Source organism: Chitinophaga sp. sic0106, from assembly GCF_019219075.1.
GTDB lineage: Bacteria > Bacteroidota > Bacteroidia > Chitinophagales > Chitinophagaceae > Chitinophaga.
On sequence record NZ_JAHUWJ010000004.1, the window covers coordinates 353,046 to 374,192 of the forward strand.

The following is a 21,147-nucleotide window of genomic DNA, read 5'->3' on the forward strand; positions in this document are numbered from 1 at the left end:
AGCCTAGAAGCCGGCAGACAGGCTGAGGGTGAATGATTTTACCGGCGGCATATTCATACCCGTTAGTACTGTTTCAGGATCCACGCCATTAAATTTGCCAGATGCAAATACAGCCAGGTTAGATGCTTCCAGGCCTGCGGTCAGGTTTTGCATTTTCAACGAGCGGGCAAACTTAGCAAAGTTGTATTGCAGCATGATATTGCGTAGGCGCAGGAAAGAAGCATTGATGGTGCGAATATCAGAACGATTGTATATGCCGAAAACTGACTCATCGAAGAAACCCAGATTGATATAGTCGTCCATATCTTCTCTCACCAAAAGCCTTGGAATTTTGGTAAATTGCTCATCACCTTTAGAACGCCATCTATAGGCGAAGTCACCCACCTGATTTTTGTCATCACGATACAGGGAATTGAGTGTTCCTCCTTTATAGTATTCCGCTTTACGCACCACATTTCCTGTATTAAACACAAACGATACCCCCAGCGTCCAGTTTTTATAATTGAAGTTAGACGTAAACCCGCCGGAGTACATAGGATCTCTGCTACCCAGGTATACAATGTTAGATAAATCTCTGCTGGCATTAGGGAATCCATACACTTTACCACCTTTGGCATCGTAATAGGTAGCTAGGCCCTGGTCATTTAAGCCGGCAAATTTGAAACCATACAACCCCGTAAGCGGCATTCCCTGGCGCGGGAAACCATCAGAGGCGGTGGCGTCAAATATAGAGGGGTTGTTACCCTGATAGTCGGACAGCACTTCATTCTTATTATACCCAACATTTACCATACCTGACCATTTAAACTCTCCTACAACCTTTATTGGCCGGATATTCAGAGAGGCTTCATAGCCGCGGTTTCTCATATCGGCCCAGTTAAACAATTTAGTCAGATAACCGGATGAAGATTGTACCTGTCTGTATCCTACGAGGTCAAAATTTTTGCGGTTGTAATAGTTTACCGTAAAATCCAGCCTGTCAAACAGCGTAAAATCAATACCCGTACTGAACATGTATTCTTTCTCGAATTCCAGAGAAGCATTTTCAGATTCCACAATATTTACACCTGATACGTTGTATTCGGGGAAGGAAGGACGAATAATTGGTTGATTGTAGGCTACCATTTCAGGACCTCTGTATCCCGCATTTCCTCTTAAGCCATAGGATATACGCAGTTTACCGCCGGAGATTACATTTTCTGCCGCCTTCATAAACTGCTCTTCCGTAAAGTTCCAGGCACCACCTACAGCCCATGTAGGCAAAAAGCGGTTACGGGAAGCTCTTCCTGATATGTTTGTGGCATCGTTTCTAAGAGATGCGTCCAGTACATATTTGCCCATGTAGTTATAGGACAGACTGGAATAATAGGAAACGGCATTTCTGGTAAAATCGTTGATGTAACTGGATGCGCCCTGCAGCAGGTTTCTACCATTATACATCACCTTTTCATCATCAAACAGACTGGTGCTTAGCAACAGGCGATCGTATGCCAGTGGTGCAGCTGCAAATTGGTCACTGCCTTCCATGTAGCCATAGTTGCGGCGGAAGTTGGCCGATTGTTTATTCTGCGTTACTTCCATCCCACCCATCAGGGCCAGCTTATGTTTTTTAGTTTCAAAGGCGATCCAATCCAGCTGACCACGGAGGGTGAAATACCGGGAGGATACATCTTCCCTGTCTAGGATACCACCTTCCGGTAACACTGACTGCGGCAGCTCATACGAAGGTGAGCCCGGGCGCTTGTATAAGCGCTCGTTGGCTTCGAGTATACGGAAAGCATCTGCCTTATACTGGCCTGCATAGTTGGAATTTGCCGTCTGAATTTCGTTGATGGTAGAGTTAGAGAAGCGAATATTACCCAGCGCGGTAGCTTTCAGTTTAGGCGTAATATTATAGGTGAGATTCAGCTGCGTCGCGAAATCGTTGTTCTCCAGTTTTATATAGTTGGTATTGATTTCATTGATAATATTGAAATTAGCATACCCTTTCTTGTACCATTCGAATTCCCCATTGTCGTCGTATGGCCGTGCTGCGCGGCTGGCGTCACGGGCATAGATGAAGGGGTTCACTTCTGTTCCAGGCTGGCGCTGATCTCTGTAGGCATACTTCAGCATTAGTTCCGCCTGAAACTTTTTCGTCACCTGCCATCCGTTTACGAGGTTGGCGGTGTAACGCTTTGCGTATTCACCAATTGTTTTTCCGGGATCATTATAATAGCTAAGAGAAAGGCGGGTGGATGTTTTTTTGGTTCCACCGCTTACACTTACTGCATGTTGCTGGGTCAAACTATTTTTATAAAGTACATCGAACCAGTCTGTATTTACCAGTTTGATATCCCGTATTTTCTGACGTAATTGCTCCTCCGTGATTTCATTGCGGTTATATTGATCCTGCAGCTTTGCGTACGGGCCGGTAGTGGCAGCAGCAAAGTTCTGGATATAGGAATCATAAACGGTGAACATTTCCTGGTTGAGCTCTACCTGGTCTTTGGAGTTGAGTACATCAAAATCCTGGATAGAGGGTTTCAGGGACAGTGTTCCGTTGAAAGTATAGTTTACGCGCAGCGGTGCACTTTTCTGGGCGCGTTTGGTATTAATAACGATTACGCCGTTTACCGCCCGGGTACCGTACATAGCGGTAGCGGTAGCGTCTTTCAGTACAGTTATATCCTCAATATCATCCGGGTTTACGTTAGCCAGGGCGCTGGCCAGGAGGTTACGGGCGTTACCTGCGTAAAGTTCCGAAGGAACGATGTTCAAAGGCGCATCCAGCGGCACCCCATCGAGTACCCATAGTGGCTCGTTGATACCGGAAATAGAGGCACTACCCCTTACACGGATTTTAGGTGCCGTACCAAATACAGAGGAGGTGTTAACGATGGCCACCCCTGCTACCTGACCCTGCAACATTTTATCCAGGGTACCAATGCTGGGCACCTGAATGTCTTTCACCTTAACGGTGGCAGCGGCACCGGCGTAGTCAATTTTACGGAGTACCTGGTAACCGGTAACCACCACCTCACCCATGTTGGTGCTAGGGCTCAGGGCAATCTGAATGCGGTTGGCGTTGGTAACAGTAAACTCTTTCGCTTTAAAACCAACCATGGAAATGATGAGGGTAGTTCCCGGGGCTACATTTTTCAGTACGAAGGCGCCGTTTCCGTCCGCGATGGCTCCCTGATTAGTACCCTTGATTTGAATACTTGCGCCGGGCAATGGGTTTCCTTTTTCATCCCTAACGACGCCCTGCAGGTCCAGCAGCGTCACATGGTACCCTGCTGTACCTGCCGCCGGCAAAGGGGCCGGCGTACTGGCCATCACGGTACTACTGCATAGTAGTTGGGTAATCACTACACAGCATAGGCTGGGAAAATGTGTAACTGATTGTTTCATAATTACCGGATATTTAAATAGAACTTGAATGCCGAGATGTAATGGTATAGGCATGGACACAGCTTCGTTACTCCCAGCAACAGGCGGGGTAATTTCCTCCGGTATCATCAAGCCAATAATTTCGATTCTGGTAGCAGCGCTATCGTTGTTATCTGCCAACCGGCGGCTGGCAACTTTCATCCATTGGGATCATACTTTGTTTCAAATAGCCAGTCATATAGGCAAATCCATTCTACAGTGCTTCATACAGTTTAAATACGTATATGCGTCTACGTTTAACATGCTCACGGGGTACAACAGCACAGCCGCACCGGAATTGCTTCCAGGCAGACAGGTCAGACAAATTTGTGCGGGTACATCTCTTAAAATGATGAACGAGCGACGTTAGATTTGGTTGTTAAGCTTTCATTATTGGGTATGTAACCATTGCTACATAAGCCATAGGTTGCTTCGTATTTAAATATACGAAAAAGGAACGCGATAAAGTCACTTTTTATTATATTGATTGTAAAGGGAATATGTTAAACGGAGCATAAGGAGGATTTCTGGTGTAGGCGTTTACGTTTGAAGCAAGGCATGGGCGGAATGCTTTTAAAGGACCAGGCGCAGCAAGCGGGTGGCTGCTGCGGGGACTTTGCAGTGGTGTAACCGGGGAATTAAGTCTCTTCCTGAATAATAAAAAGAAACATGATAAAAAAGAATCCTATTTATCATGATAGGGAGGTTTCCTAGTCATTTTTTTTTGACCTGTATTTTATTTGAATGACACCTTCGGTGTCATTGGGGGTGGTTCCGCGCTTCGCGCGGAGCACTCTGGACAACACTAGAATAAAAAACGGCCACCCGAAGGCAGCCGCTCTTTACACAACTAGTATTTAAAACCATATTACTTACGGCCGCCGTCTTTCTGACGCGGACCACCCTGAGGAGGATTGGCTTTTCTGTAAGCCTGCAGTTCTTCCTTGGTCAGGAAACCATCTTTATCTGCGTCGATGGCTGCAAAATTCTCACTCAGTCTGGAAGTTCTTTTATCTTCTTTCGCTGCAGCTTCCACTTCTGCTTTGCTCAGCTTACCGTCGTTATCGGTGTCAATTTTTTTGAAGAAACCTTCACGGTCGCCGCGAGGTTTTTCCTGCTGTGGCTGTTGAGGTTGCTGTGCGTAAGTTTCTACAGTAAAAAAGGTGGCGCCCATTAACAAACCTGCTACAAATAATTGCTTCATCATAATTTTTGATTTTGAGTGTTTGAGATGATGTTGTTTTTCCTGATAGTGACTAGTCAGCATATCTGGTTTGTTATTTAGATATAGCCAAATTAAGGAAGTTTAAAGTGCAAAGTACCGGGGGTAACAGCAGTCGGCCGCATGCCAAATGTTAAGAAAAACCTGCAATATAGATCTGTGGTATATTTCGGGAGATGTAAGCGCTGCTGGCGAACGCCTGCTCTTAACGCTATTTAACAGTAGTTGACAGTGTTTAACAGTCTGCCCGAAATTCTACTGCTGAAGGCAGTAGAATTTCGGGCAAGGTGGCGCATCTGCGCCCCTGCCCCCACCTGGAAAAGAAAGTGAAATATACCAACCGGATGCCCATAAATTTCAAATTCGTACTTGCGCATCTACATAATTACTAGTAATTTAATCCTCCATAAGGAATCCACGTTTTTATGCAACCAAACAGCAGCCAACTGGCCGAAAAAGAGACCGAGAACAAAAAAGGCTCGCACAAGAATATCTGGTATGGCATTGGTCGCCACCGGATAGAAATACCCAAAACCGTACTGAAAGCTAAAGTACAAAGCAACGACCTGATGAAGGCCTTGCACATCCGCTCCATAGGCTATTATCCTAAAGCGCAGGACCATTACACCTACCGGAAAAAAGGATTACCGGAAAACTTCCTTTTCTTTTGTGTAGATGGTCATGGCTGGTACCAGGTAAATGGAAAGCGTTATGAAGTAGGCCCTAATGAGTCATTCATCCTGCCGCAAAACATAGAGCACGCCTACGGGAGCAGCGAGGATAATCCCTGGAGTATTTACTGGATTCACTTTGGCGGGGATGCCCTGCTGGAATTCAACCGTATGCAGGCGGTACAAAAATATCTGGAGCCACATTACATCAAAAACAATGGCGACATCATTCCGCTGTTTAACAAAATATACAAATCGCTGGAACTGGGGTATAGTCTCGATAACCTCGTGTATGCCAACATGGGCCTGGTGCAATACCTCAACCTCTTCATCTACAACACCCGCCATTACGAGGCTACGCTTACTGATAAATCTGATTGTGTGGATAATGCCATCCTGTATATGCAACAACGCATCAATGATAAAATTTCATTGAACGAGCTGGGCAAGCAGTATAATTATTCGGTGTCCAGGTTTTCAAATTTATTTAAGCAGAAAACAGGGTATGCGCCGATCGATTATTTCGTACAGTTAAAGATGCAGAAGGCTTGTCAGCAGCTGGATTTCACGACCCGCTCTGTAAAGGACATTGCTTTCAGCATGGGATTTGACGACCCTTACTATTTTTCCAGGCGCTTCCGTGCAGTGATTGGGATGTCGCCCAAAAAGTACCGGCTGCTCAACAACGACCAGCGCAAATCTCCTTCCTGAACACATTCATTTGCCAATAATACAATACGAAAACATGCATTTTATTTCGCGATTCAAACCACTGATGTTACTGTTGGCGCTGCCACTGCTGTTACAGGTACAGCGTGCAGCCGCTACCGTTAAACTGCCGTATTTTTTTGGAAACAATATGGTATTGCAGCAACAAACCAATGCCGCTATCTGGGGCTGGGCCAAACCCAATAGTACCGTGACTGTTACTACTTCCTGGAACAAGAAAAAGTATTCACAACAGGCGGATGCCGCTGGTAAATGGAAACTACAGGTGGCTACCCCTGCGGCTGGCGGCCCTTACGACATCACCATTTCCGATGGTAGTCCACTCACCCTTAAAAATGTATTGATCGGGGAAGTATGGCTTTGCAGCGGGCAGTCCAACATGGAAATGCCGATGAAAGGCTTTAAGGATCAGCCCATCATCGGCTCCAACGATGCCATTTTCAGCTCTCCTAACGAGCAGCTGCGCCTGTTCACCCTGCCGAGAGCAGTTACCGGCGCACCGCTGGACACCTGCAAACAAAGTGAGTGGAAAGCTGCCGAACCGGAATCAGTGACTAACTTCAGCGCCACGGCTTATTATTTTGGCAGGTTATTACAACAGCGCCTGAAAGTTCCCATTGGCCTGGTATGCATCAGCTATGGCGGTTCTCCGGCAGAAGCCTTTATGAGCACCAGCGCATTGCAGCAATTCACCGATCTTAAAATGCCTGATGCTACTACCAAGCTGACCAACAAAGTGCCTACCACCCTGTATAATGGCATGTTACATCCTTTTATTGGTTACACCATCAAGGGATGCATCTGGTACCAGGGTGAAACCAATGCTGACCGTCCGGCACAGTACGAAACCCTGTTCCCTGCCATGGTAAAATCCTGGAGAAGCGAATTTGGCCAGGGCGATTTCCCTTTCTTCTACGCACAGATTGCCCCGTACACTTATGTACAGCATCCTGATCCAAAGCGTGATGAATTCAGAAACTCCGCTTACCTGCGAGATGCACAGCGCAAGGCAGCATCCGCCATTCCTAACAGCGGCATGGCCGTACTCCTGGACATAGGGGAATCCAATTGCATTCACCCGGCAGATAAAGAAACCGGCGGTAAGCGCCTGGCTTACCTGGCACTGGCAGACACGTACCACCAGAAAGGGTTTGCCAGCGCCAGCCCCGACTTCGACTCCCTGCTGATCAATGGCAACACCGCCACCATTAAGTTTAAGGATGCACCTAATGGACTTACTGCTTTCGGTAAGCCATTGACGCAGTTTGAAATTGCCGGCAGTGATAAGAAGTTTTATCCGGCTACCGCGGTAATTAAACAGGGAACCGTACAGGTGAGCGCAGCGGAAGTGAGCGCCCCGGTGGCAGTGCGTTATGCGTTTAAGGACTTTGTGGTGGGAGATTTGTTTAGTACGGAAGGTTTTCCGGTGTCCAGCTTCAGAACGGATAACTGGTAGTTTTTTTTTACTTTACCGGGGAACCTTCGGTCCCCCGGTAAAGGATTAGGGCCCCGCAAGAAGCGGGGCCCTAATCCTTTAAAGCCGGTTTAGCAGCAATTCAACATCACGTTCCCGCTCCTTAGGTACCACTATTAAACTCACTACCTTCCCATTTTTTAGTGTAGCCTCTACCGTAGTGTGGTAAGGTGCATGTAATTTAAAATGAACATCTTTATCCGCAGGCCAGCCGGGGAATAGGAGGATGCGCTTATCTATGGTTTGCATCAGCATTTCCTGTATGCCAATCATGGCGCTGCCGCCCCAGTTGTGATCAGGTAACCAGTCGAAGCCGGGCCCCCAGAAGGTGGGAAAGCGTTGCGGTCCCGAAGCCAGTTTTTTTACGGTAAGCTCCCAGGCTTCTTTTCTCAGGCCCAGCCTGGCCGCCCAGATATTATCCTGCTTCCAGCCTATGTGGCTGCGGAAGCGGATGACGTTGGTATCTTTATGCCAGGTGTTAAGTGCCGTGTCCAGTCCGGGTTTGCCTACGCCGAAGATACCCCACGGAAATACAGGATATAACTGTGGCGACTCTACGTTATAAATCCTTTCCCAGCTACGCGCCGGTGCGATGGTAACGGCGCCGTATTGGGTGGTATAGCTTAGCTCCGGGATACGACTGCGGAATGCTGTCCAGTGTTGCTTTTGTGCTGCACTGAGGTAGCCGGCCGGCAACTCCAGCAGGCGCTTGCTGATAGTTTGCAATGCCGCGATGGTGGACGTAGAGTTGTACGCCATTTTGTAGGTTTCCGCAGCAGACCCGGGGTACAGGACTAATTTCCCGGCTCCATCCAGCGGCATACGGCCCCTTTGTTTGGCAAGGTACTGGTAATGCTCATCGAAAAATTGCAGGCAGCTTTCTATAAATGGTATGGTTTCCCGGATGTCTTTTCCCGTGTAGCGCTCCTGCTCCAGCATCATCAAACAAAACTCCAGCACAGTGTCCCATTCATATTCCAGCCAGGCGTTGTACTCCACTCCTTTGTCGAAATATTCGGGGCGCTTTTGCCCATACTCCGCAAAATCTGGCAGGCCATAGTTTTCCATTTGTTCTGTAAAGCAGGCGCCGCCATGATTCCAATATACTTTCGACCGGAGCTCGGCTGTGTGTAATAAGCGCAGATAAAAATTCAGTTGCGGTTGCAGGAGGTCCCAATCGCCGGATCGTATCATTGGGAAATACACCAGGCGCTGGTTCTGGGCGGTATGCAGTCCTCCTCCCCAGTTGCGGTAATCCGGTGTCAGCTTCATAGCGGTATCAGTATATACCGGATCTACGGTAAACAGCCCTCCATTGAATTTCGTAGGCCAGTAACCGTTAGCGTTACACGCTAAGAGGTATCGAAACAATTGATAGTTACGTCCTAATTCCCAGGAGTTTTTTTGCGTGGTTTCTATATAGCTGCGGTTCCAGAACTCCTGCCACCATTGCCGATTTTGGTTAATAAGATTTTTATCACCCGCTTTGGCGATCAGGTGTTGTAGTTGCTGCTGCCATTTGCCAATATCCTGCGTTTGCAAACTCGTAAGTGCCAGCGTAAGTTCGTGTTGCCTGGCAGGCCGTGCGGCATGCAGTTGCCATCCTTTGAAATCCGTGTTTGCGTATATTCCGTTGTAAGTGCCAGCGGCCTCAAACCCTTTACCATAGAAACTTCCACCAAAAGCGAGGTAGCCCAGCGGATTATACAAACTATCCTTCACTGCGGACAGGCCTTGTTGTATCACCGTACTGTCGAATATAGTTTTAGCTAGATTGTGATGATAGAACAGCACGCCGTTTTGGGTAAATGCGATACTGTCTTTCCGGATGATATTATTTTTAGGGGCGGCCCATTTCCAGGAGTTACCAAAATTTTCCCTGGGTGCAACTACCCGATCCTGGTAGCGCCAGCTTTCATAGGCAGCATCCACTGTCACTGGTTTATTGGCGGTAAGGGCTATATGCGCTACAGGCTGCATCACATCGGCCCAAATTTTAATGGTAGCAGCAACGCCGTTGTCTGTACCTGATACCGTCACATATCCTTCGCGCAGATGCAACTGTTGCCGGAACTGCCCACCAGTGAAGGGATTGGGTGATAGCTTGATCCGGAGACGCCCTGCTTTCAACAGCCCGTTGTTTTCGTCCAGGTGGCCGCTGCGCGCCACGTATATGAGCAGGTCGCCTTTTTCCACCCAGATGTTCATGCCGATGTCGCCACCGCCACAGGGCATAGATGCCCCCGCATTTTCACCCGGACTATCCCAGATTACATCATAGTCCTGGCTGAACTGCGCCCTTGCAACAGTCGTTTGCAATATAATAATCAGTAGTAGTAATAGATTTCTCATTCCATCAACAATTGTACATTCCCTATAATCCCAGCTGGCAGCAGCGTTTCGTCTTTAAAGCGATATGGAGCGGTGGTGTAGGTGACCCGTTGGTTTGCGGGCAGGTAATGATCCCATATCAAACGGTTATGCCAGGTATTACTTACGGTTATTTCCAAGGTATTCGTCCCTGCTTTTATCGCCTTTGAAACATCCAGGCGGTAAGGCGGCGTCCATAGTGTGCCGCATTCCATTCCATTAATTGTCACAGTGGCAATATTAAAGATACTGTCTGCCAGGAGATGATATTGTTTTTTCTGATCAGTGGCAGGTATATTAAATGTCGTCCTGTACACGGCGGTTCCGGAGTAATATTTTACCGCTGAATCGGGCTGTTGGGTCCAGCTGCGCAGGGCGTCTACTTGCAGTGCTGCGGCAGGGCCACCATTGGCCACGTCGAAGGTCAGCTGCCATGGCAATCGAAGCGCGACCGGCGTCTGCAAGCTCGCCCGTACTGGCCACTTTTCCTGGCGGCGTTTAGCATCTCTATAAAATATAACAAAAACAGCCTGGGCGGGTGCGAGTAATAATTGTACTGCACTGTCTTTAGTAATCCCAGGTTTGGAAACTTCTTTGGTTACCGGGTCCCAGATCTCCGGTGTGCCATGCCGCCCTCGAAAACGGATCTGCGGCTGCTGCGTGTAGCCCTGCTGGTTAGCCACAAAGTAAATATCTGCTTCCGGCGTATTACGGTGCGACCATGCTACACTTCCTTGCCCGGTGAGCACTTCCACATCCCGCGGAATGCCCAGCACAGCCAGGGAAGTATCCTTGAACGGCACTGGAATCACTTTGGAACGGATAGCAGCAAACAGCTGTTGTAATTCCGCCTCCTCATCATTGAGCCCAATACCCTGTACACGGGTAGCAGGGTTTAGCATGACCTTAGCGCCAGCGTTCACCAGCTGCAACAGTTTTTTAGCCACTGGCACCGACCACAGGCCGGCATCCGGCATGAGCGGGTGTGTGTCGGGAAATACCAGCACCGCATAACTGGCGCCGCCAGGCAGTACTACTCTCCCATCTTTCACTGACATTTTCAGCAATGCATCGGGGTTGAAGCTGTCGTAGGAATAGCCTCGCAGCGCATCTATCCATTTATCAGGATCGGCCATGTTTGCAGCATGCGACACGCCTTCCGGCATGGTGCGCATTGGCTGCCCTTTATTTTCCAGTCGCAACTTTTCACTTTGCACGCGCGCGCTGCCAAATAAGCCGGGCAGTGCCTCCACGAACCTGTCTGGCGTAAGGGAGCGGCGTGGCAGCTGCGAACCGCTGAAAACAGCGATATCCGCTACGGGACGGCCCTGCTGCAACATCGCCTGACAACGGGTGATATAGTCAATCCAGGCGCGACTCTGGTTAAACCAGGTTTGATCGCGCTGGTAATAAAGCCCTACTCCGTCCAGTGTCATACCGGGGCGACGGTTCATCCAGGGGTTATGGGAAAACACATGCATCACCATGCGATTCACGCCTAGAGCCAGGTTGCGGTCGCCCGTGATTTTTAAGCTACCGGGGTGCTCACTCCAATCCATGCGCAAGGTGGTAAAGGCCTCTGCCTGTACAATGTTTTTTCCGTAGATATGCGCGCCACTGATCGCATCCAGCATATCATTGGGCTTATCGTGGGTGGGACTGTTAAACCAAAACTCACCCATGGGGATGTCCGCATACTGATAATGCAGCATCCCATCACCCATCATAACAGGCGCCACGCTTTCCGTACTGAATTTACAGCCAACGGCATGGGCGCGCCCAGCCAGCGTTTTGAAAAACACCTCGCTGATCAGGTCTGCAATGGTTTGCCGCACATCATGTAATACTTTTTCGGACACAGCAGCACTTTCCACGGGGATGCCTGCCATAACGGGCAGATAAGGCAGCAGGTTGTAACCTCTGCGTTTACGGAACTCCTGTGGAAATTGCAGTGACCAGTTCTGACTACCACATTCCCAGCTATCTATGTACAATGTTTTCAGTACTTCTTTAGCCAGCGCCGGATCAGTTTTATTAAAGGCCTGGGCAAACCAGTTATCGAACTGTTTATTAATAGCAGCGGTGCTGAACTTATCACATTCCAAGCCTTTGCCAGCGCCACCCGTATAGTTGACTTCCCCGGTGGAGGTATGGCCCATTCTAACAATGACCCAGTTACCCGCCGGCGGTTGCCAGTGGAGTGTTCCGTCAGGTTGCAGTTTATCCGTGAGCGTTATAATATTTTTGAGCGGCACGGCGTCCTGTACCTCTTCGGCGGTAGTGCCGGGAGTGGCACGCCAGATGCTGCCATTCTTGCCTTCGAAGCCATTGATGGTTGATTCATCGTTGAGGAGGATGCCGGTTACCTTCAGGGTAGGTTTCCATTTGGCAGCGTCCAGGTCTTCCGCCCCAGCCACTGCGCCTGCTTTTTCATACACCAGCCGGAAATATTTTGCGGTGGTAGCAGGCACGCTATACGTATAACCTTGTACGTTATCCTTCCAGCCATGGCGGGCAGGCACAAATTTTTTTATGGTCCGGAACTGCTTGCCGTCGTTGCTGCATTGTAGAGTGAGTCGCTGGGCGGGGTAGTTATTACCGCCGGTTTCAATATGGACCGACCTCACCGTGTAAGGCTGCGCGTACGTATACTGAATCCAGCAATCGCCCTCGGATCTGAAGGTTTTTTTATTCCCCGGCAGAATGAGGAAATCAGCCGGGGCTCCGGTACTGCTGGTAATCTGTGGTGTGGGCTGCGAATGTGGTGCTGCTAACGGATAAGCATATACGGCAATATCTTTATAGTAACCTTCACGGGTTAATGGTTGCGCTAATTTAACCGGGCCGCCGTTAGTATAGGTTTTAGTCCACACCACCTGCTGCATGGATTCCGCTGGTGTGATCCAGGGGCCGCCAGCAGCTGAAAAGCCATCGCTCACGTGCATGCCCAGCTCCAGGCCAAGCCTTTTGGCTTCCTGCATGGCGTATCGTACCATCTCCCACCATTCGGGGCTTAGTTGTCGCGCTACGGGTGAAAAATCCACCGCCGCCGTAGTATCCTTAATCGCCACCAGGTATGCCCCACCGATGCCTGCCTGCTGCATGGCTTCCAGATCCGCTTTAATACCCGCTTTAGACACCGCGGCATGCATCCAGTACCAAAGCACCCAGGGCTTTGCGCCGGGTGCGGGCGATTGAAAAGCCTGTTGTATGGTTTGTTGCTGGCTGAAAGCAGGAATAGCAGCCATCAGCGTCAATATAATACCTATGCATTTTAAATACCTCATTCCTTAAACGCGACTTTACTTTTCCCTAAATCTTTTGACACGGCTACGGCTATTCCTCTGTTATCCTTATTGTCCACGGCACAGTAGAAATGATAGACCACGCCATTATGTTTTACCACAAAACTTTTATGTGCATATTTCTGGTCAAATGATTCGGAAGGCTTAACCAGGTCGGGGCCGGTCCAATCCGTCCAGTGGCGGAGGTCGTAGCTACAGGCGAAGCGGTTAAACGCATCCTTGCGGCCTTCCCAGAAGGCCCCGAAGTAGAACATCACCCATACCTTACCGATTTTCTGGATCACGGGATCAGCGGTGAGTCCGATGGGGTGATGCATCACCGGGTCCATCTCATAGCGTTGCCAATGCAGCATATCATCGGATACGGCCATGCCTATACGCTCAAACCAACGGTATTTTGGTTTGTTGCCGCTGGTGTCGCCATTGGCGTTGTAGTACATTACAAACGGATGACCTGTTGATTTTTGTTGGTCCCGGATAATGGTTGACTTATACAACTTTTTATTTTCCCACCAGCGTACATCCGCGTCGGTGGCGGATAGTACGGGTTTGTCTGTTCTTTGCCAGTTATGCGGCATGGTAACATCCTTGTCCGTATAGGCGATACCGATAGCCAGTGCCCCGGTTTCATAGCCGGATTCATTGCCACCGATATAACTCATCCAGTGTTTGCCTGCGTATGGCTGCAATTCGTAGGAGCCGCCCCAATGGGGGTCCTGCAGGGCAATATAGCCAGCCTGCTGGTGCTTGTCCCAGTCGCTGCCGGTGGAATCTGCAAAGGACAGCACGCGGCCCAGGGTGGACCACTCCAGCAGATTGCTGCTTTTGGCCAGCCAGGTTTCGTATCCTCTACCGTTGAAGAGGATATAAGTCATAAACCAGGCGTTGCCTTTCCGGAATACGGAAGGACAATCAGCCTTGCGGCCACCGTCAGGCGCTATCACCAGCCCGTATTTGTATGGCGTTTTCACTTGATCGTAAATCTCCTGCATTATTTTTGGCGGCACGTCCTTTTGCTGTGCGAAAGTCCGGCAGGCCAGCAGGGATATTAATATAAGTAAGCTTCGACTCTTCATGCTATCTGATTAAAGGCATCCAAACGGTCATATCTGATTTACCCCGGTTAGCCCAGGTGTAGTATGGAATCAGGGTAATATTTACGGGTTGATAACTGGTATCCAGCTCCCGGTACAGGGTTTGGCTCCAGGGCTGCGACTGCCGCCGCTTTGCCTGCCCCGTCAGTGCCTGTACGCGGAACTGCGCAATTGCCTGCTCCTTCACTTCCCAGCGGATATTGGCCGGCAGCATGATGTCAAAGATATTCGTCTGCTGATCTGATGATTCCATACAATATACCAGGGGGCCTCGTTTCACCGCTACCTGGTTACGGGTTTCCTCCACCAGGGGATTTGATTCCAGCAGGGTTACCGGCATATCCATCTTCAGGGCAATGCGATCACCGGGGTGCCAGTACCGCTTAACCCCAACAAATCCTTGTTCCGGCTGCATGGCTGGGAGCGGCTCCCCATTCACTTCTGCCTGGTATTTTTTGCACCAGGCGGGAATCCTGAGAAAGATAGTAAATGGTTGGGAAGGAATTTTATCTATTCTCAAAGCCACCTGTCCATCCCAGGGGTAGTTGCTTTCCTGTGCCAGCCGCACCGTGGTGTTGTTCCATTTTTGTTCGAGGTGGTTGCTGCCGTACAAATTCACATACAACCCTTCCCTGCTCATACTGTAAGCATAATCGCTTACTTCGGCAATGGTGCGCACGGTGTTGGGCGGACAACAGTTTGACAGGCTGATGTAAGGCTGGCGGCCTCCTTCCCAGCGTAGGTGGTAAGGATAATCTGCCGAGGCGGCCAGCGGATTGGTGTAGAAAAAGCGGGTACCGTCCAGGCTAACACCGCTCAGCACACTGTTGTATAGCGCCAGTTCCAGCACATCCATGTATTTGGCATCGCCTGTGATCAGGAACATCCGCCAGTTCCAGAGCATATTCCCTATGTTGGCGCAGGTTTCATTATGGGCACTGAAATTGGGAAGCTGGTAGTCGCGGCCGTAGGACTGATGCACCTTCTGTACCGTGTCGGGGTTATAGGAAGTTCCATCCACAGACACGCCATCGTACAGTGCGCCGCAGCCTCCGGTGACGTACATTTTACTGTGCACTACATTCTCCCATACTTTATCTAAGGTCCGTAACAGGCTGCTGTCGCCCGTTTCGGCAAAAACATCCGCGGCTCCTGCAAACAAGTAATTTGCGCGTACCGCATGGCCGGCCACTTTGTACATATCCCGAAACGGGGCGCGGTCGCTATTATCATCCGTGCCGGGCACGGTACCACGGATATCAATTAATTTGACCACCAGGGTGAGGTATTTTTTATCCTGCGTGGTGCGGTATAGCTCTGTGAGGCCCATGTAGTGCGAGGGACAGATGGCGTTGCGCGCCTGCTCCGGTGAAGCGGTATTGTAAAAACCGATCAGGAAATCAGCTGCCCTGGTGGCCACTTGCAACAGGGAGTTTTTTCCCGTGGCACTGTAATGCACACAGGCGGCGGTCATGAGGTGACCAAAATTATACGCCTCGAAACTCAGCTTGTCATCGAACATACTGGTTTTACCGGTATTGCGCTGGTCAATGATATTTTTCGTGTAGATGTAACCGTTATTTTTCTGTGCCGCTGCGATGATGGCGATAGCGCTGTCCATCCAGGCATCCAGCTGTTTGCTTTTAGTAACGGCATATACGGCGGCAACGGATTCCAACGTTTTGTAAAAATCGCCGTCGTGGAACGAAGGGCCCCGAAAATGGCCGGTATCCAGCCCTGCGGCTATTCTGAAGTTCTGGAAGGCATAACACATCGTTTCGCTGGTATAGGTGTGCCATAGCTGCGGCATCATGGTGTTTTTGCAGATCGCGAAACGCTCTGCCCAAAAACCTTTGGTCCATTGCACCGATTGCATCCCAGCTGGATGCAACCTGGCATAAGGGCTGGCATTGGTATTCACCAGACTATGCTGACTATACCCTACGCCTATACGTAGCAATAATACTGCCGTCAACACTATCATCTTCATATAGCCAAATAATTTATAACATACTCCCTGCCGGGCTGTATGGTAATATCGTATGCATTTTCACCTTTGTTAGTTACAGAGATGTTATTGCCTTTTGGCGGGGTTTTACTTTTCACCCGCAGTGTACCCATGCCGGCAGGTGCCTGCACCTTGATCTGCCTGGTGGATACATACAGGTTGATATTGCCGGCAGGCGTAGGCACCTCGCCTTTCATCCATTGCAGGCCACCAAGGGCAGGCTGTACCAGGTAAGTATCATAGCCGGCAGTAAGCGGTTGTACTCCCAAATAATATTTACCCAATAAATAAATAGGACTGGCGCCCCAGGCATGGCAAAGACTTTTGCCAAACGGGCGGCCATACATGGCATAATGGCCGGCACCGCTGGCATCAGGATTATATTCTTCCCAGAAACTGGTAGCGCCCAGTTTCAGCATACCACCCCAATAATCCTTCATTTCTTTCAGTACGTATCCCTGCTCCCCCATGGCGCACAATGCCTCCAGCTCATAAAAGCGCATGTAGGGTGTGGTTATTTTCTGAATACCAGGATTGAGCAAAACTGACTGCTTTACCGCCTGTTTTTGTGTTTCATTAAAATAATTAAAGAAGATGGCGAACATGTTGGCATAACGTGTAACCGTTTCCGTTGGTTGCCCGTTTATGCGGCTATGGACCAGCGCATTTTTCTGATTGCTCCAATAGTATTGGAACAGCTTTTCACGGAGTTGCTTTGCCATTTCATGATAGGTGGCGCCTTCCGGGTCATGCACCAGTTCCGCACAAAGGGCCATCGTTTCCAGGCTTCGGGCAAAGAGCAATTGCTCAAAGCTTATTGCTCCTTTTTTACTCAGCCCAGCCGCCCAGTCAATGAATACCCAATCGCCCGGAAGTCCTTCCAGCAGCCCGTCTTTATTACGGCGTGCCAGCACCCAGTTCATCAGGGTTTTCATTCGGTCGTAGTTCTGACTGATGAAATGTTTATCGCCTGTATATTGGTAATAGTCGTAAATCCCCAGGAACCAGTAAAACGTATAGTCCATGATGGTATTGATATGACCGGTTACCGGATCTTTACCGCGCAGGGCATAGAGGGTGCGTGTAACCGTGGTATTATCATTCATCAGGTAATAGTTCATGAGGTGGCTCTGGTAGGCATCCCCACTCCAGATCCATCTGTCGCGCTTGATACCATCAATGAAAAACTCCCTGCTGCAAAGGTGAAGGGTATATTTGGCCACGTCATAAATCCGGTTCATTTCTTCGTCGGAGCAGCTAAAGCGGCCTTTATCCGGCATATCCGCATATTCATATAACATGGAAACGGAGTCAAGGCTTACATTCCCATCTCCCACTATATTTACAAACCTAAATGCTTTGGATAGTGGCATAACGGAATCGCGTTTTTCCGGTAATTGAACCTGTAGTTGGTCCTGTGTTTCGGCATTGGTGGCACTAAGGGCTTCCTCTTTGCTTTCGCCGTAATAGACAGAGAGCTGCCCCTTTCCTTTGAGCCCGTGCAGCCTGATGAATCCGAAAGTTTCCTTTCCAAAATCAATCAGTCTGGACTTTGAGCTTACTTCCGTTTTAACGGCAAACCGCGGAACCACCGGCAGCTTGAAGGCCGACGGTGGCTGGCTGGGATCGGTGAAATTACTATAGGCGGCATGAAGATATTTTGTAGCAGAGATATCGGAAGTTTTCCCTGTTTCATCGATCCACTCTTTATCTTCATAGGTCACCATCCAGCTGCTATCGCTGACAATTGTTTTTCCGGAAATATAGATAGACGGTACCGCTTCCTGGCAAAATACTTTTACGTTGATTTTATGTTTACCCGCCGGCACCAGCACTTTTTCCGGAGCGCCCATCACCAGCTTTGCATCTATCTTTACGTTATAGGTTCCTTCTGCATGGATAGTAATTTCTTCCGGTGCATGCAGGTCCACCACCTTATGAAAATCCATCAGCACATAATGGTTATCCATTTTCCAGAATACCGGAAAAAAGCTTCCCCGCTCCGTTCTCCTGTTTTGCATTTTATTACTCAGCCAGATGTCAAAGTCGCCGGGATACCAAATCCATTGCGCCTGCTGTGCCATAGCCGTTTCCGTTAGTAACAGCCATGAACAAACGAAAAACAGTGACGAAAGCGATTTTATTTTCATTATATAACGTGGTTTAAAATCCATTAAAGAAGATATAGAGGCCAATCATCACGATCACGAGGGCCACCCAGGAGATCCATACCAGCGAAGTAGGTCTGGCCAGCGCCTGTCCCTGCACGACTGCCGCCTTTGGTGAAGTGCGGTCCACCAGCGAGATTGACATCGCCATAAATAAAAGCAACAAAAAAATATAAAATGACAACAGCAGGTAATGTGGCCATACCGGATATTGATCTTTAGGAAAGATCCAGAGGTAGCAGATGCCAACCCCCAGGCTGATGGCCGATCCCCAGGAGAGCGTAAAATTCACTGCCCGGCGACTGGCAGGTTTCCAGAATACTGCCAGCAGAAAAACCACTGCCAGCGATGGGGCAATAAATCCCAGTACCGCCTGGAATACATCAAATAAATTAAGTCCTTTTATGCTGTCAATTGCGATAGCCATGCCTATGGCAAACAGGCAGCCCGCCAGTATGGTAATGCGACCCGTACGGATTATCTGTTGATTGGTTGCACCGGGATTTATTTTCTTGGCATAAATATCTGTTGTAAATACGGTGCTGAGTGCATTTAAGGATGAGCCGATCGCGCCTACCAGCACAGCTATCAGCACCACTATCACGAGTCCGTTGAGGCCTGCGGGAAAGAGGTTGGTGACCAGGGTCATGTAGGCTTCACTAGGGTCATGCAAACCGGGAAACAGTTCGAAGCAGATGATGCCAGGTATGATAAACAGCGGCAGGGATAATATTTTCAGCCAGGCGATGAAGCTGATGCCCAGTTGCCCCTGCTCCAGGTTACGGGCTCCCAGCACGGATTGCACCATGGCCTGGTCCGTACAAAAAAATGCGATGGCCGATACCGGATAACCCAGTAATATCGCCGGCCAGGGGTAAGCCGCGTCTGTAGCCGGATGTATGAGGTTCCAATATCCGGCGGGTGCTTTATGAAACAGTGCCGAAATGCCTCCTACTTTGTTGATTCCAATTATAGTTAGTAACAGCGATACCAGGATAAGCAATATCATCTGGAATACATTCACCCGTGCAATGGCTTTGAGGCCACCTGCAAAGGCAAACAGGCCTGCAAATAGCACCAGCGCTATCACCGACTGCCACATGGGAATGCCTAAAATTTGCCGTACGAGGAAGCCGCCGGCGAAAAGGCCGAGCGACAACCAGGAAATTAAAATTTTTATCAACGCATACCAGGCCAGTATATTACGGGTTCCATCGCCAAAGCGCTGGCCCATAAACTCGGGCATGGTGGTCACTTTGCTGGCCAGATAACGGGGTGCAAACACCATTGCCAGCAGAAAGAGAAATACAAAGGCATACCATTCAAAATTTCCTGCTACAATGCCCGTAGAATAACCAATGCTGGCAAAAGCCAGTAACATAGACGGACCTACGTTGGTGCCCCACATGTTGAATCCTACGCTGTACCAGTTGAGCGACTTCCCCGCCAGAAATAAATTCTCTCCCTCTTTTTGCCCTTTAAAGCTCGCTCTGTAGCCTAACACCAGCAATACCAGCAGGTAGGCAATCACGATCACATAATCGATGGTATGCAGTTGAATGAGCATATGGTTCATACCTGCGATGGTTCAGCGTGAGTAATGTGTGCGCTTAAAAGGTTTTCTGGCAGGCCGTAGCGACTCAGCAGGTCTTTAATACGCACTGGCCGGCCTGTTTGCAAGGTACGGTCCATGGCCTGCAGCAGGGCTACGGTACCAATGCCTTCCTGGAGATTGGGATAGGCCGTATAGTTTTGTTCAATAGCGTCTGCAAAATACTCCAGGTAATTCTGGTATTCCCCGGCGTGATGTTTCTGGCCTTCGAAGCGGAAATAGTAATTCAGCTGATCATCGCCCCAGGTAATCACTCTATGCTCTCCGTTGGTATCGGTAACGGCATAACGTAGTTCGTGGTAATCAGCCTGACTTGCGCCCAGCGTACCGCGCAGGATGCAGCTCATGCCGCTGTCGCGGCTGGTGGGCTGTGTAGGGCCGGTATACGAACCACTCACCCTGGCCACGCGGCCATCGGTAGCTTTGAAAATAAAGTGCATCGTGTCTTCATTCTGTAATCCGGCTTTTTTTCCGTTGGCGCTGATCATGCCGTAACCCATCACTTCTTCAATATCAGGCAGGTACCAGCGGATGAAGTCCACCGGGTGACTCAGGCCACCATACAGCCATTTGAAGGATTTCTCCAGGGCCCATTTCTTTTCCAGGAACCAACGGTGATCTGCGTTATAGTAGCTTTCAATGGTCATCAGCTCACCAATCACACCTGCCTCATAATCTGCCCGCTGCTTTTTATAGGGTTCAAAAAAGCGGCTGCTCTGGCCAATGAAAACCTTCTTACCACTGAGCTGCTGCAGGGCAATGAGCTCTGCGCCATGGGCCAGATCATCGATGAATGGCTTGGTGCAAATCACATGTTTATTATGCAGCAGTGCCTGTTTCACGTGTTCATAGTGCAGGTGATCCGGCGTATAGATGGCAATGATATCAATGTCTTTATCATTGAGCATGTCCTGGTAGTCGGTGGTATATTCGTAGGCCTTAAACTCGTCGGCCCGCTTTCTGCACAGGTTCAGGTCCTGGTCACAGATCATACGCAATTGAACTTTCTTGCTTTGGATGGCCGCAGATATGGTGCTGCTGCCTTCTCCCAATCCTAATATACCGATGGTAAGCATAAGCGTA

At 49.3% G+C, this 21,147-nt stretch carries 11 protein-coding genes; 2 read left to right on the forward strand and 9 right to left on the reverse strand.

What is annotated here, in order from left to right; genetic code table 11:
* Positions 1-3: 3 nt before the first annotated feature.
* Positions 4-3,393 (reverse strand): SusC/RagA family TonB-linked outer membrane protein, encoded by a 3,390-nt coding sequence (locus tag KW844_RS08735; RefSeq protein ID WP_218376334.1) that lies wholly within the window; start codon positions 3,391-3,393, stop codon positions 4-6.
* Positions 3,394-4,279: 886 nt separating this feature from the next.
* Positions 4,280-4,618: a hypothetical protein gene (locus KW844_RS08740; protein WP_218376335.1), complete on the reverse strand. Its 339-nt coding sequence runs from the start codon at positions 4,616-4,618 to the stop codon at positions 4,280-4,282.
* Between the two features lie 440 nt (positions 4,619-5,058).
* Here KW844_RS08740 and KW844_RS08745 point away from each other — a divergent pair, with 440 nt between their 5' ends.
* Positions 5,059-6,015, forward strand: a complete 957-nt coding sequence (locus tag KW844_RS08745; protein ID WP_218376336.1) for an AraC family transcriptional regulator — start codon at positions 5,059-5,061, stop codon at positions 6,013-6,015.
* Positions 6,016-6,049: 34 nt separating this feature from the next.
* A complete protein-coding gene (locus KW844_RS08750) occupies positions 6,050-7,489 on the forward strand; it encodes a sialate O-acetylesterase (RefSeq protein WP_218376337.1) in 1,440 nt (479 codons plus the stop codon).
* Positions 7,490-7,567: 78 nt separating this feature from the next.
* Here KW844_RS08750 and KW844_RS08755 read toward each other — a convergent pair whose 3' ends face one another.
* From KW844_RS08755 to KW844_RS08785, 7 genes are read right to left on the reverse strand one after another with little or no spacing between them, the layout of a single operon-like run.
* Positions 7,568-9,859, reverse strand: coding sequence for a DUF5703 domain-containing protein (locus KW844_RS08755; protein WP_218376338.1), 2,292 nt, complete (start codon positions 9,857-9,859; stop codon positions 7,568-7,570).
* Positions 9,856-13,164, reverse strand: a complete 3,309-nt coding sequence (locus tag KW844_RS08760; protein ID WP_218376339.1) for a glycosyl hydrolase — start codon at positions 13,162-13,164, stop codon at positions 9,856-9,858. Before KW844_RS08760 ends, KW844_RS08755 begins: the two co-directional genes overlap by 4 nt.
* Positions 13,161-14,258: a glycosylase gene (locus KW844_RS08765; protein ID WP_218376340.1), complete on the reverse strand. Its 1,098-nt coding sequence runs from the start codon at positions 14,256-14,258 to the stop codon at positions 13,161-13,163. The genes KW844_RS08760 and KW844_RS08765 overlap by 4 nt, the downstream gene beginning before the upstream one ends.
* 1 nt (position 14,259) lies before the next feature.
* Positions 14,260-16,266 (reverse strand): glycoside hydrolase family 127 protein, encoded by a 2,007-nt coding sequence (locus KW844_RS08770; protein ID WP_218376341.1) that lies wholly within the window; start codon positions 16,264-16,266, stop codon positions 14,260-14,262.
* Positions 16,263-18,434 (reverse strand): alpha-rhamnosidase, encoded by a 2,172-nt coding sequence (locus KW844_RS08775; RefSeq protein WP_255578302.1) that lies wholly within the window; start codon positions 18,432-18,434, stop codon positions 16,263-16,265. Before KW844_RS08775 ends, KW844_RS08770 begins: the two co-directional genes overlap by 4 nt.
* 13 nt (positions 18,435-18,447) lie before the next feature.
* The gene (locus KW844_RS08780; protein ID WP_218376342.1) at positions 18,448-20,028 is read right to left on the reverse strand and encodes a sodium/solute symporter; all 1,581 of its coding nucleotides are present in this window, start codon (positions 20,026-20,028) and stop codon (positions 18,448-18,450) included.
* Positions 20,025-21,140, reverse strand: a complete 1,116-nt coding sequence (locus KW844_RS08785; RefSeq protein WP_218376343.1) for a Gfo/Idh/MocA family protein — start codon at positions 21,138-21,140, stop codon at positions 20,025-20,027. Before KW844_RS08785 ends, KW844_RS08780 begins: the two co-directional genes overlap by 4 nt.
* Positions 21,141-21,147: the final 7 nt, after the last annotated feature.

Bases quoted from the DNA above. Each gene is read 5' to 3' on its own strand.
- KW844_RS08735 (WP_218376334.1), bottom strand. From the start codon at position 3,393: ATGAAACAATCAGTTACACATTTTCCCAGCCTATGCTGTGTAGTGATT.
- KW844_RS08740 (WP_218376335.1), bottom strand. From the start codon at position 4,618: ATGATGAAGCAATTATTTGTAGCAGGTTTGTTAATGGGCGCCACCTTT.
- KW844_RS08745 (WP_218376336.1), top strand. From the start codon at position 5,059: ATGCAACCAAACAGCAGCCAACTGGCCGAAAAAGAGACCGAGAACAAA.
- KW844_RS08750 (WP_218376337.1), top strand. From the start codon at position 6,050: ATGCATTTTATTTCGCGATTCAAACCACTGATGTTACTGTTGGCGCTG.
- KW844_RS08755 (WP_218376338.1), bottom strand. From the start codon at position 9,859: ATGAGAAATCTATTACTACTACTGATTATTATATTGCAAACGACTGTT.
- KW844_RS08760 (WP_218376339.1), bottom strand. From the start codon at position 13,164: ATGAGGTATTTAAAATGCATAGGTATTATATTGACGCTGATGGCTGCT.
- KW844_RS08765 (WP_218376340.1), bottom strand. From the start codon at position 14,258: ATGAAGAGTCGAAGCTTACTTATATTAATATCCCTGCTGGCCTGCCGG.
- KW844_RS08770 (WP_218376341.1), bottom strand. From the start codon at position 16,266: ATGAAGATGATAGTGTTGACGGCAGTATTATTGCTACGTATAGGCGTA.
- KW844_RS08775 (WP_255578302.1), bottom strand. From the start codon at position 18,434: ATGAAAATAAAATCGCTTTCGTCACTGTTTTTCGTTTGTTCATGGCTG.
- KW844_RS08780 (WP_218376342.1), bottom strand. From the start codon at position 20,028: ATGAACCATATGCTCATTCAACTGCATACCATCGATTATGTGATCGTG.
- KW844_RS08785 (WP_218376343.1), bottom strand. From the start codon at position 21,140: ATGCTTACCATCGGTATATTAGGATTGGGAGAAGGCAGCAGCACCATA.